Source organism: Nocardia sp. NPDC051570 (assembly GCF_044454005.1).
Taxonomy (GTDB): Bacteria; Actinomycetota; Actinomycetes; order Mycobacteriales; family Mycobacteriaceae; genus Nocardia.
Genome location: NZ_JBITDI010000009.1, coordinates 112,798 through 129,150 on the forward strand (window position 1 = coordinate 112,798; position 16,353 = coordinate 129,150).

The following is a 16,353-nucleotide window of genomic DNA, read 5'->3' on the forward strand; positions in this document are numbered from 1 at the left end:
TCCTACTTCTCCTTCGGCGAGAGGAAGTCGATCGCCAGCCGGTTGAATTCGTCGAACTTCTCCACCTGCGCCCAGTGCCCGCAGCCGCCGAACACGTGCAGCTGTGCCCGGGGAATCGTCTTCAGGGCCACCAGCGCCCCGTCGAGCGGATTCACCCGATCCTCGCGGCCCCAGATCATCAGCACCGGCTGACGCAGCGTGTAGCCGTCGCGCCAGAGCATGCCCTTGTCGAAATCCGCTCCCGCGAACGACTTTCCCATGGCGCGCATGGCGGCCAGCGACTCCGGTGTGCTGGCGTAGGCGAACCGTTCCGCGATCAGCTCCGGCGTGATCAGCGACTGGTCGAAGACCATGATCCGCAGGAACCGCTCCAGATTCTCCCGGGTCGGCTCGACGTTGAAGCGTCCCAGCGCCTTCACACCCTCGGTCGGATCCGGCGCGAACAGATTGGTGCTCAGCCCGCCCGGCCCCATCAGCACGAGCCTGCCCGCGCGGTCCGGATAATCCAGCGCGAACCGCACCGCGGCACCCCCACCGAGCGAATTGCCCAGCAGGTGAACGCGTTCGGTGATCCGCAGGGTGTCCAGCAGATCACGCAGCGCCGACGAGCTGTGTACGAAGTACTGCGGATGCTCGGTCGGCTTATCGGATAACCCGAATCCGGGCTGATCCACGGCCAGCACATGGAAAGTCCGCGCCAGCACCGGGATGTTGCGGGCGAAATTCGACCAGGAGGAGGCGCCGGGGCCGCCGCCGTGCAGCAGCACGATCGTCGGGCCGTTGCCCACGCCCGCCTCGTGATAGTGCAACGTCAGATCGGGACGCACCTGCGCGTAGCGGGAGGTGGATTCGAAGGTCAGCTCTGCTGTGGAAGTCATCGTCTACACCATCGTGTCCCCGACCGGAAGGCCGAATTCGTGGGTGCCGTACATGACGTAGGCCCGCTCCGGATCGTTGGCGGCATGCACTCGTCCGGCGTGCGCGTCACGCCAGAACCGTTGCAGTGGTGTGCCATTGGCCAGCGCGGTAGCGCCCGAGCTCTCGAACAGCCGGTCGATCGAGGCGATCGCGCGGCCGGTGGCGCGCACTTGATCGCGGCGCGCCCGCGCCCGCAGATCGAACGGAACCTCCTGGCCCGCGACCAGATACGCGTACTCGTCGGCCACATTGCCCGACAGCTGCCGCCAGGCCGCATCGATATCGCTGGAGGCCTCGGCGATGCGCACCTTGGCGAACGGATCGTCCTTGGCCTTCTCGCCGGCGTAGGCGGCGCGGATGCGCTTGCCCTGATGGTCGATGTGGGCCTGCAGCGCGCCGTAGGCCATGCCCACGATGGGTGAGGAGATCGTCGTGGGATGGATTGTGCCCCACGGCATCTTGTACAGCGGATCGGTATTCTGCGCCAGGCCTGGGGATTTCAGTTCGCCCATGGTCCGGAAGGACAGGAACCGATGGCTCGGCACGAACACATCCTTCATGACCAGGGTATTCGAGCCGGTTCCCTTCAGACCCACCACATTCCACACATCGTCGATGCGATAGTCGCTGCGCGGAATCAGGAAGCTGCCGAAGTCGACCGGCTTACCGTCCTTGATCACCGGGCCGCCGACGAAGGTCCAGCCGGCGTGATCGCAGCCCGAGGACCAGTTCCACGAGCCGTTGACGAGGTAGCCGCCCTCGGCCACCACGCCCGCGCCCATCGGTGCGTACGAGGAGCCGATCCGCGTCTCGGTGTCCTCGCCCCAAACATCGGTCTGCGCTTGCTGATCGAACAGTGCGAGATGCCAATTGTGGATGCCGATGATCCCCGCGACCCAGCCGGTGGAGCCGCACGCGCCGGCGATCTTGCGGACCGTGTCGTAGAAGACGACCGGATCGGCGGCCAGGCCGCCCCATTGCCGCGGCTGCACGAGCCGGAAGAATCCGGTCTCGGCCAGCGCCTTCATCGTCTCGTCGGGGATGCGGCGCAGATCCTCTGCCTCCTGTGCGCGCTCGCGCAGCATCGGCAACAGCGCATCGACCCGCTCCGTTACTTCTCGCGTCATCTCGGGGGCTGCTCCTGCCTGGTCGCCTGGGACCGGGTGCCTATGTGATTCTGACACTGACACTAGAACACGTTCCTATTCCTGTCGAGAACGGGTATCGGTCGCCGGGATGGTCGGGCCTTTGCCTGGTGGTCGCGGCGATAGGTAGCGCTGGGTCCGACAATTTTGTAACGTGTTCTAGTACTTCAGAGGAGGGATCATCATGGCGGAAACCGCACCTGCGCGCAGCGGGAAGATCCGTGAGATCGATATCGGATCCATGCCCACGCGGTACGCGCGGGGCTGGCATTGCCTGGGCATGGCCGCGGCGTTCCGGGACGGCAAGCCGCACGCCGTGCAGGCGTTCGGCACCAAACTGGTCGTATGGGCGGACAGCTCGGGGGAGTTGCGGGTGCTCGACGCCTACTGCCGGCATCTCGGCGGCGACCTGAGCATGGGCGAGATCAAAGGCGATTCGGTGGCCTGCCCGTTCCACGATTGGCGCTGGGGCGGCAACGGCCGATGCACCGCGATCCCGTATGCCCGCCGCGTGCCCCCGCTGGCGCGCACGCGCTCGTGGATCACCATGGAGCGCAACGGCCAGCTGTTCGTCTGGCACGACCACGAGGGCAATCCGCCGCCGGACGAGGTGACCATCCCGTATATCGAGGGCGCGTACACCGACGCCGAGGGCAACTCGACCGAGATCCTCGGCAGCGGATGGACCGACTGGACCTGGAACTCGATGTTGATCGAGGGCGCCAACTGCCGCGAGATCATCGACAACGTGGTGGATATGGCCCACTTCTTCTACATCCACTTCGCCTATCCGACGTACTTCAAGAACGTGTTCGAGGGCCATATCGCGTCCCAGTTCCTGGAGACGAAGAACCGTCAGGACGTCGGGATGGGCACGCAGTACGGCGAGACGCTGCTGAAGTCGGTGGCCGCGTACTACGGCCCCTCCTACATGGTGAACCCACTGCACAACTTCTACGGCGGGTTCGAGGTGCGCAGTGCGCTCATCAACTGCCACTATCCGGTGACGCAGGATTCGTTCATGCTGCAGTGGGGCATCACGCTGGAGAAGCCGAAGGGCATCGACGAGCAGGCGTCGAAGAAGTTGGCCGCCAAGATGACCGAGGGCATCAGCATCGGCTTCCTGCAGGATGTGGAGATCTGGAAGCATAAGTCCAAGATCGATAATCCGCTGCTGTGCGAGGAGGACGGTCCGGTCTATCAGCTGCGCCGCTGGTACGACCAGTTCTATGTCGATGTCGCCGATATCGAACCGAAGTCGGTGCAGCGCTTCGAATTCGAGGTCGACACCACCAAGGCGAACGAGGTGTGGGAGGCCGAGGTCGCCGACAATCTGCGGCGCAAGCGGGAGGCCGAGGCCGAGCAGGAGGCGAACGCCGGATGACCAAGTGGGCGAAGGCACCGGATTTCGCGGATCGTCCGGAACGGCTCGCGCAGGTGCGCGCCCAGACGGTCGTCGACCGGCAGCGCTATCTCGAGGACGGGATGACCCCGCTCGCCTGCGCGGGTTGCGGCACCCGGGTGCTGGTGCGCAAGGCCAGCTCCCATCAGCAATCGGTGCAGTGGACGGTGGATCCGGCCGCCCACTGCCCGATGTTCCGGAAGCTGGGCGGCGGACCCGGCCGCCCGGAGTCCTGCCCCGATCTCGACCGCACCATCGACCATGCCGTGAGCGAGGGCATGCTCACGGTCGGGGAGTGATCGCCTCAGTCCATCCGGAAGTCGGCGAAGTCGAAGCCCGGTGAGACGATGCAGCTGACCAGGACGTATTCATCCGTCGCCGGATGGGCCCACTGGCTGACCCCGCCGGGGACGACGGCCTGTAGCAGCTGACCGTGTTCCACGCCGGGGCCGAGGATGATCTCCTCGCCGCCGATGTTCAGCGCGAGCGGGCCGCCGCGATGCCACAGCCACATCTCGTCGGAGCGGACCGTATGCGGTGCGGACTTCTCGCCCGGCAGCAGCAGGAAGTAGATCGCGGTCCCGGTCGAGCGCGGACCGGTGTAGCCCGCGGGCTCGAATTCGACCGGGCTGCGCCAGGTTTCGCGGAACCAGCCACCCTCCGGGTGCGGTTGCAGATCGAGTGCTGCCGCTAGCGCGGGCCTGTCGGGCATCGGATCTCCTCCGGGTCGTCGCATTACTTCAGGCCGTGCAGGGTGGCCGTGATCCGTTCCATCATCGACTGCGGCAGCAGCCGCCGCAGCGCGAACGCCAGCGGGGCGCGGCTGCCGACGGCGACGAAGGGCTTGCGTGATTCGATCGCCCGGAGGATCGTCTCCGCCGTCTTCTCGGACGAAATCCCCTTGGCCTCATTGCGTTTCAGCACGGCCAGCACGGTGTCCAGTTCGGCGCGATAGGGCGAGTTCTCCCCGATGAAGACCTCGCGCCGGGTGGTGATGCCGGTATTGACCGAACCGGGTTCGATTGTGGTGACCGCGATTCCGAACGGTGACACCTCCCGCCGCATGGCATCGGCGAAGCCCTTGATCGCGGTCTTCGTCGCCACATAGGAGGAGCGGTAGGCCAGCGGGAAGCTCGCCAGCATCGAGCCGACCATCACGATATGGCCGCGCCCGCGCGTCCGCATACCGGGCAGCACCAGCTGTGCGAGCCGCACCGGGCCGAAAACGTTGACCTGGAACAGTCTTCGGATCGCATCGATCGGCAGCTCCTCGAGCGGGGCGGCCTGGCTCTCCCCGGCATTGTTGATCAGGATGTCGATCTCGCCCAGCTCGGCGGCGAAGGTCTCGATCGCCGCGGTATCGGCCAGATCCAGCGCCCGGTACTCCACCCCCGGGATTCGCGCGGACTCGGCCATGGCCTCTGGTTTGCGGCTGGTGCCGATGACGCGGAAGCCGCGGGCGGCCAGGGCGGCGGCGGTCGCGGCGCCGATGCCCGAGGAGGCGCCGGTGATCAGGACGGTTCGGGATGCCATGGACGATCAGTCTAGGCAGCGAGCGCCGCGTCCGGGGGTGCCGGGCTTGTCCGAGAAGTGACCTATCCGCAGCCGAAAAGACGCCTTATCCGGAGCAATGTAAAGAATCTGTATACGTTCGGGTCAACCGACCAGATGCGGCGTAGCGTCTTTATTACTTCCATTTGGAACATTACATGTTCACAAGGTTCATGGCTGATTGCCAAAGTCTCCGGTAACCGCATCGATCGAACCGTTCCAGCTCCGTTTCACTGTTGATCCGGGCGATGGCATCACAGGATCGACCGGCGCAGCGCAACATTCAGAGGAGCGAAGATGGAATCGTCACTCTCGCGGACCCCCATCGCGATCGTCGGGTTGGGCGGTTTGTTCCCTCAGGCCCGGAATGTCCGGGAGTTCTGGGCCAATATCATCGCGGCCCGCGACTGCATCGAGGCCGTGCCGGAAAGCCATTGGCGGATCGCCGACTACTACGATCCGGATCCGAAGGCGCGCGACAAAACCTATTGCAAGGTGGGCGGATTCGTCCCGACGGTCGATTTCGATCCGATGGAATACGGGATACCGCCCAACGTGATCGAGGTCACCGATACGGTGCAGCTGCTCAGCCTGACGGTGGCCAAGCAGACCTTCATCGATGCCGGCGCCTTCGGCTCGAGCTGGTATGACGCCAGCCGTGCGGGTGTGGTGCTCGGCACTATCGGCGGCGCCTCGATTTCCGAGGGGTTCAACGCCCGATTGTTCACGCCGCAGATTCGTGAGGCGGTGCTGGCATGCGGACTTTCCGAGCGCGATGCCGAGGAGATCGTCACCAAGTACAGTTCGTCTTTCGCGCCGTGGGAAGAGAATTCGTTTCCGGGCGCGCTCGGTAATGTCATCGCCGGTCGTATCGCGAATCGATTCGATCTGGGCGGCACGAACTTCGTGGTGGACTCGGCCTGTGCGAGTTCGCTCACCGCGGTTCGGCTGGCCGTCGACGAATTGTTGTCCGGCCGGGCCGATTTCATGCTCACCGGCGGCGCCGAGTTCAAGAACACGACCTTCAACTATCTGTGCTTCTCCAAGACCCCCGCATTCTCCCCGGAGGGCCGGGTCCGGCCGTTCGACGAATCGGCCGATGGGACGCTCAGCGGTGAGGGGATCGGGATGCTGGCGCTGAAACGTCTCGATGACGCAGAGCGCGACGGTAATCGGATCTATGCCACGCTGCGTGGCATCGGTTCGTCGAGCGACGGACGGTTCAAGAGTATCTACGCCCCGCGGCGCGAGGGGCAGGTCACCGCGCTGCACCGCGCCTACGCCGAGGCGGGCTTCGACGCAGATCAGATGGGACTCGTCGAATGTCACGGCACCGGAACCTCGGTCGGTGATGGCGTCGAGGTGTCCGCGCTGCGCGATGTGTTCGAGATGGCCGGGGCCGGTACGCATTCGGTGGCCCTCGGATCGGTGAAATCGCAGATCGGACATACGAAGGCGGCCGCGGGTGTGGCCGGGTTGATCAAGGCGGCCCTGGCGCTGCACGAGAAGGTGCTGCCGCCCACCATCAATGTCGACCGGCCGGCCACGAGTCTGGACGATTCACCGTTCTACGTGAATACGGTTGCCCGGCCGTGGATTCTCGATCCGAGCCGGACTCGGCGGCGCGCCGCGGTATCGGCCTTCGGATTCGGTGGCACGAACTTCCATTGCGTCCTCGAGGAATACGAGGCGATCGGCGACGATACCCAGGTGTCGCAGCCCGCGGCGCTGGTGTACTCCTGGCATGCGGCCACCGTCGCTGATCTGATCGAACAGCTCGAATCCGGTGTGGCCGGGGATGATTCGATGGAGCCGATACCCGCCGAGCATGTGCGGGTGGCGATCGTCGGATCGGATCCGGCCGAATTCGCCGCGTTGCGTGCCAAGGCGGTCGAGCGGTTGCGCGCCGATGCCGCGGTCGTGGAATTCGCTGTCGATCGCGCGATCTTCTACCGGCGTTCCGCCTACCTCGGTAACCCCGCGGCGGGCCGCGTCGCGGCATTGTTCGCCGGGCAGGGCAGCCAGTATCCGGAGATGGGATCGCGCGCGGTCATGACGCTTCCGCCGCTGCGACTCGAATTCGATGCGACGGCAATGGCGTTCGCGGGAGCCGAATCCCTCGGTGCGGTGGTGTTCCCGCCGCCCGCCTTCGATGCCGCGCGGCGTGCCGAGCAGGACGCTGCGCTGCGCCGGACCGAATACGCGCAGCCCGCGATCGGCGCATTGTCCGTCGGGCAGTACAAGTATCTGCGGGAACTGGGGTTCCGCGCCGAGGGCGCGATGGGGCACAGTTTCGGCGAACTCACCGCGCTGTGGGCGGCCGACAGCCTCACCGATGCCGAATTCCGCCGCCTGGCCGCCGAGCGCGGCGCGGCCATGGCCGGCAATCCGGACGACAGCATCGATGCGGGCACGATGGCCGCGCTGTCCTGTGGTGTCGATCGCGTGCGCGAATTGCTGGCCGGGCATCCGGATGTATTCGTCTGCAATATCAATGCGCCCGATCAGGTGGTGGTCGGCGGGGGATCGGCCGCGGTGTCGGCCTTCGCCGCGGTCTGCGCCGACAACGGCATCACGGTGCGCGAGCTCGCCGTGTCCAGGGCATTCCACACCCCGTATATCGCCCATGCGGTCGAGGGCTTCCGGCGTGCCGTCTCCGAGGTGGAGGTTCGCGAGCCGAGCATTCCGGTGTACTCGAATATGGCCACCGCCCAGTACGTGGCGGATCTGGCAGGCAATCGGGAAAACCTGGTCCAGCAGCTCCTGTCGACGGTGTACTTCTCCGCTCGCATCGCGCAGATGTACGACGACGGGTTCCGGATCTTCGTCGAATTCGGGCCGGGCACAGTGCTTTCCGGACTGGTCCGCAAGACCCTGCAGGGCCGCGAGGATGTTGTGGTGCTGAGCGCGGACGCCGGGCGTGGACAGGATTCCGACCGGGCCGTCAAGCAGCTGGCGGCGCGACTGCTGGTGCTGGGCATGCCCCTGACCGGAATCAACCGCTACACCGCGCCGATTCCGCCCGAACAGCAGGCCGGACGGCTGCGGATTCCGCTGAACGGCGCGAATTACGTGCCGCCGAAACGAATCGAGGAACACGACCGACTGCTGCACAACGGCTACCGCGCGAGCGTGGTGGCGGCGAACGGATCACTGCCGATCGTGAATTCGCATCACCTTAGTCCCGTTCCATCCTCCGCCGCATGACGGAATCGGCTATCCCTCACCGCAATACAGGAAATGAGTTCGACATGACCACCTCGCTTGCCTCGACCAACGGCCATTCCTCCAACGGGGTCGCCTCCTCCACTCCCACCGCTGGCGCCTTGAACGACTATCTCGCGCTGCATCGGGACTTCCTCGCCTCGCAGCTCGGCGTCGGTCAGCGTCTGACCGAGTTGTTGTCCGCCGAGATCGGCAGCGGTAGCCCGCGCAAGGACGTCCTCGACAGTATCGGCGCGGTGGCCTGGCAGAGTGTCGCACTCGGCCAAGCACATGCCAACGCCAACAATGCGCTGAACACCTTGGCGGGCGGCACCGCGATCGCCGCCCCGCCGACCGAATCGGCCGCACCGCAGGTACCCGCCGCACCGGTTCCGGTCGCCCCGGTCCCCGTCGCACCGACGCCTGTTGTCAACGGGAACGGTGCGCACGCAACGCAACCCGCGCCTCTCGTCGACGGGAGCGGTGCGCACGCAGCGCAACCCGCGCCCCTCGTCAACGGAAACGGTTCAACGCAACCCGCACCCCTGGTCAACGGAAACGGTGCGCACGCAGCACAACCCGCGAATCTCGTCATCGAGACACCCGTCGCACCGGCCCCCGCGCCCGTCGCACCGGCTCCGGCAGCACCCGTCGCACCCGCACCCGCTCCGGCAGCACCCGTTGCCCCCGCCGCGGCACCGGCCGCCGGTCTCGATCCCGCGACCGCACAGCGGGTGGTGTTCGACATCGTCGCCGATAAGACCGGCTACCCCACCGACATGCTCGAGCCGGGGATGGAGATGGAGGCCGACCTGGGCGTCGACTCGATCAAGCGGGTGGAGATCATGGGCGCGATGCGGGATCAGTATCCGTCCGTGGGCGAGGTTCCGATGGAGGAGATCGGTGAGATCCGCACGCTCGGCGAGATCACCGATTTCCTCGCGCGCTACGGCGGCGGCGCGGGCGCGAGCGGCGCGACCGTGGCGGAGGCGGCCCCAAAAGCCTGATCGGGCGGTCGTTCGCACACCTCGGCGAACTGCCGGTTCCCGATCGCCTAGAGGCAGGGTTTCGCGACCAGCCTTATGCCCTGATCACGGGTGACCGTGGCGGACTGTCCGAGAGCTTCGCCGCGGCGTTGCGCTCCTCGGGCTGGCAGGTTCGCGATGACGAGTCGGCGGACGAGTTCGATCTGGTCGTCTGGTTCGCCCCGACGGATCCGGCCGATGGCGCCGCGGCGGTCGCGGCGCTGACGGAGGTCATGCTGCTGGCGCAGCGCACGAAACCCATCCTGGAACGGGCCGCGGCCGGTGGCCGGGCCGCGTTCCTGGCGGTCACCCAATTCGACGGCGCCTTCGGCCTCACCGGTGTCGCCGATGATGAAAAGGCCACGCTCGGAGGCGTTTTCGCCCTGGTGAAGACGTTGGGAATCGAGGCGCCGACACTGTTCTGCCGCGGTATCGATCTGGCGAGCGAACAGGGTGTGGATCGGTGCGCGGCGCAGTTGCTGGCCGAACTCTACGATCCGAGAACCGAACTCACGCAGGTCGGTTACGGCGCCGACGCCCGACGCCGGACACTCGAATTCGGCGAGAGTTCCGCGGACCCGCTCATCGACGCTCCCGAGACGGCCGAACCCGGTCCCGGGGATCTGCTCGTCTTCACCGGCGGCGGTCGCGGCGTCACCGCGGCCTGCGCGGTCGCGGTCTCGGCGCGGTTCCACTGCGGTCTGCTGCTGCTGGGCCGCACCGGACTCGCCGAGGAACCGGAATGGGCCGCGGGTGTCCCGGATGCCGAACTGATGAAAGCCGTTGCCGCGCACCGGAAGGCGACGGGGCAATCCACGACGCCGCTGGAACTGCGGAACATCTCGGGCACCCTGCTCGCCCAGCGTGAGATCCGGGCGACGCTGGCCCAGGTGCGCGCCCAGGGAGGGCAGGTCGAATACCTCGCGGTGGATGTGAGCGATCCGGTCGCTGTCCGCGCGGCGCTGGCCCCCTACCGGGACCGGATCACCGGACTCGTGCACGGCGCCGCGGTGCTGGCCGATCAGCTGATCGAGGGTTTGACGCCCGAGGCGATCACGACGGTGCTGACCACGAAGATCCGTGGCTGGTCGGCACTGCTCGCCGCGGTCGACGCCGATCGGCTTCGGCATGCGGTGATGTTCGGGTCGGTGGCCGCGACATTCGGCAACTGCGGGCAGGCGTCCTATTCGGTGGCCAACGATGCGCTCAACCATCTGGCCTGCGCGCTGAAGCTGCGCCATCCCGCGATCGCGGTGACATCGATCAACTGGAGTGCGCTGGCCGGTGGCATGCTGCGGCCGGAACTGCAGAAGTTCCTGCTCATGCGCGGCATCACCCCGATCTCGCTGACCGACGGTGGCGCCATGCTCGCCGAACAGCTGACCGCGGCCCGCTCCCGGGACGTGATGTGCCAGATCGGGCAATGGCCGCCCGCGCCGCTGGAACTCCCCGAGGCCATCGTCCCCGGCCGCGAGATCCGGATCAGCCGCGATATGCGGCCGATCGCCGAAAGCCGGGCGCTGGGCGACCATATGGTCGACGGCCATCCGGTGCTGCCCGCGACGGTCGCCCTGGGTGCCATCTTCGACGTGGTCGGGCAGACGCATCCGGGTCTGGAGATCCGCTCTGCGCGTGATCTGAAGGTGCTCAAGGGACTCGTCTTCGACTCACCCGCGCCGCGGCTGTACTTCACGATCCGGGATATCGGACCGACCGAGGTGTCGGTGCTGGTCACCGACGAGACGAATCGGCCACGCTATCGCGCGACCGTCGGTTCGACTCTGCCGGAACCGGATTCGGCCACGACGAACCAGTACACGGATCTGCCGCCGCTGACCGGTGGCACGCCGGTGACCTGCTATCAGGACGGGACGCTGTTCCACGGACCGTCGATGCGGGGATTGCGTGCCGTCCTCGCCGACGACGGTGAGCGGTTGATCCTGTCCGCTCAGCTGCCCGTCCCGGACTGGGCCGGTGGCTACTGCGGCACCGATCGATACCGCCCACTGACCGCCGATGTGGTGGCACACGGCACGGCGCTGCGCTCATATCTGACCGTCGGCGTCCCGGCCCTGCCGACCGGCTGTATCACGACCGAGCTGCTCGGGCCGCTGCCCGACGCCGAGCCGATGTATCTGGTGGTCCATCGGCCCGAGGTGGCTCTGCCGCTGGTTCGCTGCACGGTCGAGGCATGCGATCCGAGCGGGCGGGTGTTGCTGCGCTTCCGCAATATCGAATTGATCACCAGCGCAGCGCTTGTCGAGAAGTTCAAGAACGCGGGGACGAGGCCCGCCGATGTCTGAGGTAGTCGGTGTGCGGATCGCCGGGACGGCGTGGCGACAGGGCGCGGCACTGTCGGCGGTCGGTGACGCCGCGCTCGCGGATGCGGGCATCGAGCTGGCCGCGGGTTTCGAGATCGAGGGTGTCGCCGTCCTGTTCGCGGGCGTCGATCTCGATGCGGCGCGGCGGTTCGCCCGCGAACGCGGCCTCTCGGGGCCCGTCGAGGTGGCCGGGGTGGTGTCGCTTCTGGACCGGGCCCGAACGCTGTTGTCCGACACGATGATCGACGCCGTCCTGGTAGGTGAGATCGGTTCCGGCGAGGCGGCGTCGGTGGTGCTGGCCGGAACCTCCGGCACGGCCGACCTGCGATATGCCAGGCTGGATGCCGTCTGCGCCGCGACCGGCGCCGACGCGATCGGCACGGCCGCGCGAACAGCGTTGCGGCAGGCCGGGATTCGACCCTGGGAGGTCGGCTGGCTCGGGATGGTCGACCCCGATGTGGTCGCCGCGATGACACCGGCCTATCCCGCCGAGGGCCATCCGCTCTCGACGGTGGTCGGCGCACCCGCGACCACCGTGCTCGGCACGCTCGTCGCCGGGGCGCGCTGCGTCTACGAGGCCATGCTGCCCGCCACGCCGCCCGGCGTGCTCATCGAATCGGTCCCGACCACGTTGTGCCGCACCGAAGATGAGCAGCCGTGGATGTGGCCGGGCCCGACGGGCCGCAGAACCGCGGCGATCGCGGCCTACGACGGCTCGACGGCCGTACATCTGGTGCTGTCCACGGCCACCACGAAAGGCCGTGACGTGCCGGTCGATTGGGTCGCGGGCGGCGGCGCGTTACTGCTGGCGCTGAGCGCCGAGGGCGGCGCGGAGCTGGCACAGGCCGCCCGGGATTGCCTGGCCGAGTTGGCCGGTGACACCGACGCCGTAGCGCTGTGCCGTCGCCGGGCCGCCGCGCCCGCCGAAGGCCGCTATACGGCCGTCCTCGTCGCCTCCGACGGGCCGCGTCTGCGCACCGAACTCCAGGCCGCGATCCGCGATCTTCCGGATGTCATTGCCCAGCAAGGGGAATGGATCACGCCCGCCGGAAGCTTCTGCACCGCGACGCCGATCGGACCGGCCGGCCGGGTCGCCCTGATGTATCCGGGAACCTTCTCCACCTATCCCGGGGCGGGCCGGGACCTGATACGTCTGTTCCCGGCGTTGTCGACCTTGCTCGACGACAGCGGGCAGGCGGAGATGTTGCGTCGACACCTGGTGTGTCCGCGCTCGACCGACGGGCTGGACCGGCAGGCGCTGAAGCGTTACGAGGCCGCCATGCAGGAGGATGTCGCCGGGCTGCTCAGCACGGGTATCACCTTCGGGATCGTGCACACCGCGCTGCTGCGGGATCTGCTCGGCATCCGGGTCGACGGCGGATTCGGCTACAGCCTGGGGGAGTGCAGCATGCTGATGTCGCTCGGGGTGTGGGATCACAGCGCGATCGTCGATCTGGTCAGTCCCGCGCCCGGATTGTTCACCGAGCGATTGGGTGGCCGGAAACAGAGTGTGCGCCAGCCGTGGTCGGTGCCGGAGGAGACGCCGGACGAGGAGGTGTGGACGGTCCTGGTGCTACTGGGCGATGCCGACGAAATCGCCACTGTCGTAGCCGAATTCGACCGCGTCTACATCACTCACGTGAACACCCCCCGCGAGGTCGTCATCGCCGGCTGGCCCGAGCAGTGCAGGGCGGTCGTCGACCGGGTGGGCTGCCCGTCGGTGCGGGGGCCCGACGCCCTGGTGGCGCATTGCCCGCCGTCGGAGGCCGAGGCGGGCGCGCTGGCGCGGGTGGCCGACCATCCGATCATCGCGACCGAACATCCCGGCGAACTGCTGACCGCCTACAGCTACGACCGGGTCGACATCGGCGATCGCGGACGCCTGGCCGACCATGTCGCGCACACCGTCTGCCATACCGTGGACTTTCCCCGGTTGACGCGGCTGGCCCACGATCGTGGGTTCCGTTACTTCGTCGACGTCGGTCCCAGCGCCAATTGCGCACGGTGGGCCGATGATTCGCTGCGGGACAGGAACCATCTGGCCGTGGCGATCGACCGCCGCGGCATGCCCCTGGGATCGGCGCTCGCCCGCGCCGTCGCACAACTGATGAGCCACGGCCTGGCCGTCGATCTGAAACAACTGCTGGGCGAGCCGTGGCCCGCCGGCACACCCCAGTGCGCCCGGGTCCGGGTGCGCAGCCGCAGGAGGTCTCCCGTGTCCGAGGAATACGACGCCATCACCTTCGACGGTGTGCCGATCGCCGACTATCTCGCCGCCGCCGCTGCGGTCGATCGAGCGCCGGCGCACGATATGCCGATCGCGGCTCGCGAGCGCGCCATCGACGGATCGCCCGCCGCGGTGGCCGTGGCGGCGATCGCGCCGAGCACCGCTACGGGCCACCACGCCTTCCTGGCCGCGCACGCGCGAATGGAACAACTGCTGCGCGATGAGCCCGTCGATGTGCCCGTCCCGGCGCCGGCCAGGATCGCGGTGGAATCGGATTCGCGGTTGTACCAATTCATTTCGCGGATCGTCGAGATCCGCGGCGAACCCGGCAGATTCGAACCCCCCGCCTCGATCACCGCCGAATACGACATCCCCGAACATGCCTGGTACACCCTCGACGGCACGGTCCCCGCCGCGATGGTCATCGAAACCACCCAATGCGTGCTCGCCCTGCTCGAACATCTCGGCCTGGACACCCGTAACGGCAACGTCTACCGGCTGCTGTCGGCCGATCCGGTCTTCCACGACCGTCTGCCGCGTGAGGGACGCACCCTCCGATTGCGCGCCGAGGCAACACGATTCGAGGCACGCGGGCGAAGCATGCTGGTGTACTTCACCTTCCGGTGCTACACCGGCGACACCCTTCTCATGGAGATGACCGACGCCTGTGCGGGATCCGGCACACCCGGCGAACTGCTGACCGGGCGCGAATCCGCGAAAGCCTTGCGGGGCAGGCATCAGCGCACTCCCACGGCGGGCGCCCCGTTCAAACCCCTGGAGCGCACCGACCGGGTGAGCCTGCTTTCCCAGGATGTGGATCTGCTGACCAACGGTGAGCTCGGTGCGGTATTCGGTCCCAACTGGGATCAGCGGGCCGACGGCTGCAATCCCTCGATCCGCCTGGCCCCCGGTGGGATTCGGATGCTCGACGACATCACCGCGATCGACCGGTTGGGCGGACCCCGCGGCCTCGGTGAACTCACCGCCCGCCGCACCGTCGATCCGCACGGGTGGTACTTCCACACCGGCGCGGCCGGAGACGATGTGCTGCCGGCCACGCTGGTGGCCGCGGGTGCCGCACAACTGCTGCAGGTCTACGCGATGTATCTGGGGCTGCACCTGGTGTTCCCGGACGGCGAATTCCAGCCCGCGGTCGATATCGCCCGCGCGATGCACGTCTTCGGGCAGGTGACCCCGGAGATCCGGACGATCTCCTATCGCGCGGAGATCACCGACGTCACTCTGCTGCCGCGGCCGACCGTCGTCGCCGACGTGACCGTCTACGCCGATTTCGAACCGATCATGCGGATAACCGATCTCTCGGCGCAGGTCCGGGAGAAGCCGGGTACGCCGAGCGGTGCCGCCCCCGACGGCGCGGTTCGATTCCTGGGCAGGCGCAATCACGAGGGCGAGGCCAGTATCGGCACCGAATACCATCTCGCGCATTCGGCGCGCGGCGCGGCCTCCGCCGCGCTGGGACAGGATTTCGCCCGATTCGACGAGCGGGTCATGCCGCGGCTGCCGAACGGGATCTTCCAATTCGTCGACCGCATCCAGCGCCTGCCCGCCACCCGCGGCGAATTCGGCAGGGGTATCGAACTGGTCACCGAATTCGATGCGGCGCAGGAGGATTGGTACTTCCGCGATAACGGGACGGCGAATATGCCGCACTGCGTCCTGATGGAGACGTCGCTGCAGTCGGCGATCCTGCTCGGCGTCCAGCTCGGTGGGCCCCTGCTCCTGTCGGACGAGCCGGATGTGTACGTCCGCAATCTCGACGGTGTGGCCACCGTGCTGCGCTCGATCGATCTGTGCGGCAAGACGATTCGGCAGGAATCGGTGTTGCAGATGCATCAGAGCGTCCCCGGCGCCGTGCTGGAGAGGTTCTCCTACCGGTTGTTCGCCGACGGAGAGGTCTTCTACGAGGGCGAATCGCTGTTCGGCTTCTTCGACGCCGCGGCGCTGAGCCATCAGGTCGGACTCGACGCGGGCAAGTATCAGCCGCCCTGGCTGGAGGGCAATCCGAATCCGCCCGGGGCGCATACCGTCGCGGTTCGCTCCGACGATCGCTGGTTCGCGCCGCAACCCGGAACCGGACTGCGGCTGGGCGACGGGCATCTGCGCATGATCGAGAACGCCACGGTGGTCCCCGGCGGCGGCCGGTTCGGCCAGGGTTATGTGCACGGCACCCGGGTGATCGATCCGGAGGACTGGTACTTCGCCTGCCATTTCCACCGCGACCCGGTGATGCCCGGTTCGCTCGGTGTCGAGGCGCTCATTCAGGCGCTGCAGTTGTACGTGATCGACAGCGGCCTCGCCGCGGACATGGGGCCGGTGACCTTCGAGCTGCCCGTCGGCGTGCCGACGAGCTGGCGGTACCGGGGCCAGATCGATCAGGGCGATCAGGAAATGACCTTCGACGTCAGCGTCAAGGAGATCCGGCGCGAACCGGAACGGCTGCTGATCATCGCCGATGCGAACGTCTGGAAGCCCGGACTGCGCATCTACCAGCTCACAGATATCGCGGTCGAGGTTCGGCCGGTCGCTCGTTAGGAAGAAT

The 16,353-nt window shown here is 67.2% G+C and carries 10 protein-coding genes; 6 read left to right on the top strand and 4 right to left on the bottom strand.

Annotated features, from left to right (window positions below):
* Window positions 1-2: 2 nt before the first annotated feature.
* Together hsaD and hsaA are read right to left on the bottom strand one after the other, a co-directional pair.
* Entirely contained in the window at window positions 3-878 is an 876-nt protein-coding gene (hsaD, locus tag ACIA76_RS23390) for a 4,5:9,10-diseco-3-hydroxy-5,9,17-trioxoandrosta-1(10),2-diene-4-oate hydrolase (RefSeq protein WP_397154028.1), read from the bottom strand.
* A 3-nt stretch (window positions 879-881) separates the two neighbouring features.
* Window positions 882-2,045 carry a 3-hydroxy-9,10-secoandrosta-1,3,5(10)-triene-9,17-dione monooxygenase oxygenase subunit gene (hsaA, locus tag ACIA76_RS23395; RefSeq protein ID WP_397154030.1) on the bottom strand — a complete coding sequence of 388 codons (1,164 nt, stop codon included), beginning with the start codon at window positions 2,043-2,045 and terminating at the stop codon, window positions 882-884.
* A 202-nt stretch (window positions 2,046-2,247) separates the two neighbouring features.
* Here hsaA and ACIA76_RS23400 point away from each other — a divergent pair, with 202 nt between their 5' ends.
* Both ACIA76_RS23400 and ACIA76_RS23405 read left to right on the top strand, forming a co-directional pair.
* Window positions 2,248-3,447, top strand: coding sequence for a Rieske 2Fe-2S domain-containing protein (locus tag ACIA76_RS23400; RefSeq protein WP_397154032.1), 1,200 nt, complete (start codon window positions 2,248-2,250; stop codon window positions 3,445-3,447).
* Window positions 3,444-3,764 (top strand): hypothetical protein, encoded by a 321-nt coding sequence (locus ACIA76_RS23405; protein ID WP_397154034.1) that lies wholly within the window; start codon window positions 3,444-3,446, stop codon window positions 3,762-3,764. Before ACIA76_RS23400 ends, ACIA76_RS23405 begins: the two co-directional genes overlap by 4 nt.
* Before the next feature lie 5 nt (window positions 3,765-3,769).
* Here the strand turns inward: ACIA76_RS23405 and ACIA76_RS23410 are convergent, their stop codons facing one another.
* Together ACIA76_RS23410 and ACIA76_RS23415 are read right to left on the bottom strand one after the other, a co-directional pair.
* Entirely contained in the window at window positions 3,770-4,177 is a 408-nt protein-coding gene (locus tag ACIA76_RS23410; protein ID WP_397154036.1) for a cupin domain-containing protein, read from the bottom strand.
* A 23-nt stretch (window positions 4,178-4,200) separates the two neighbouring features.
* Window positions 4,201-4,998, bottom strand: a complete 798-nt coding sequence (locus ACIA76_RS23415; protein WP_397154038.1) for an SDR family oxidoreductase — start codon at window positions 4,996-4,998, stop codon at window positions 4,201-4,203.
* A gap of 315 nt (window positions 4,999-5,313) precedes the next feature.
* On the opposite strand from ACIA76_RS23415, the gene ACIA76_RS23420 reads away from it, so the two are divergent.
* From ACIA76_RS23420 to ACIA76_RS23435, 4 genes are all read left to right on the top strand, one after another.
* Window positions 5,314-8,223 (top strand): beta-ketoacyl synthase N-terminal-like domain-containing protein, encoded by a 2,910-nt coding sequence (locus ACIA76_RS23420; protein WP_397154040.1) that lies wholly within the window; start codon window positions 5,314-5,316, stop codon window positions 8,221-8,223.
* Window positions 8,224-8,267: 44 nt separating this feature from the next.
* Window positions 8,268-9,227 carry a phosphopantetheine-binding protein gene (locus ACIA76_RS23425; RefSeq protein WP_397154042.1) on the top strand — a complete coding sequence of 320 codons (960 nt, stop codon included), beginning with the start codon at window positions 8,268-8,270 and terminating at the stop codon, window positions 9,225-9,227.
* A 128-nt stretch (window positions 9,228-9,355) separates the two neighbouring features.
* Window positions 9,356-11,548 carry an SDR family NAD(P)-dependent oxidoreductase gene (locus ACIA76_RS23430; RefSeq protein WP_397154044.1) on the top strand — a complete coding sequence of 731 codons (2,193 nt, stop codon included), beginning with the start codon at window positions 9,356-9,358 and terminating at the stop codon, window positions 11,546-11,548.
* Entirely contained in the window at window positions 11,541-16,346 is a 4,806-nt protein-coding gene (locus ACIA76_RS23435; RefSeq protein ID WP_397154046.1) for a hypothetical protein, read from the top strand. The genes ACIA76_RS23430 and ACIA76_RS23435 overlap by 8 nt, the downstream gene beginning before the upstream one ends.
* Window positions 16,347-16,353 lie beyond the last annotated feature (7 nt).

Bases quoted from the DNA above. Each gene is read 5' to 3' on its own strand.
- ACIA76_RS23420 (WP_397154040.1), top strand. From the start codon at position 5,314: ATGGAATCGTCACTCTCGCGGACCCCCATCGCGATCGTCGGGTTGGGC.
- ACIA76_RS23435 (WP_397154046.1), top strand. From the start codon at position 11,541: ATGTCTGAGGTAGTCGGTGTGCGGATCGCCGGGACGGCGTGGCGACAG.
- hsaA (WP_397154030.1), bottom strand. From the start codon at position 2,045: ATGACGCGAGAAGTAACGGAGCGGGTCGATGCGCTGTTGCCGATGCTG.
- hsaD (WP_397154028.1), bottom strand. From the start codon at position 878: ATGACTTCCACAGCAGAGCTGACCTTCGAATCCACCTCCCGCTACGCG.
- ACIA76_RS23425 (WP_397154042.1), top strand. From the start codon at position 8,268: ATGACCACCTCGCTTGCCTCGACCAACGGCCATTCCTCCAACGGGGTC.
- ACIA76_RS23400 (WP_397154032.1), top strand. From the start codon at position 2,248: ATGGCGGAAACCGCACCTGCGCGCAGCGGGAAGATCCGTGAGATCGAT.
- ACIA76_RS23410 (WP_397154036.1), bottom strand. From the start codon at position 4,177: ATGCCCGACAGGCCCGCGCTAGCGGCAGCACTCGATCTGCAACCGCAC.
- ACIA76_RS23415 (WP_397154038.1), bottom strand. From the start codon at position 4,998: ATGGCATCCCGAACCGTCCTGATCACCGGCGCCTCCTCGGGCATCGGC.
- ACIA76_RS23405 (WP_397154034.1), top strand. From the start codon at position 3,444: ATGACCAAGTGGGCGAAGGCACCGGATTTCGCGGATCGTCCGGAACGG.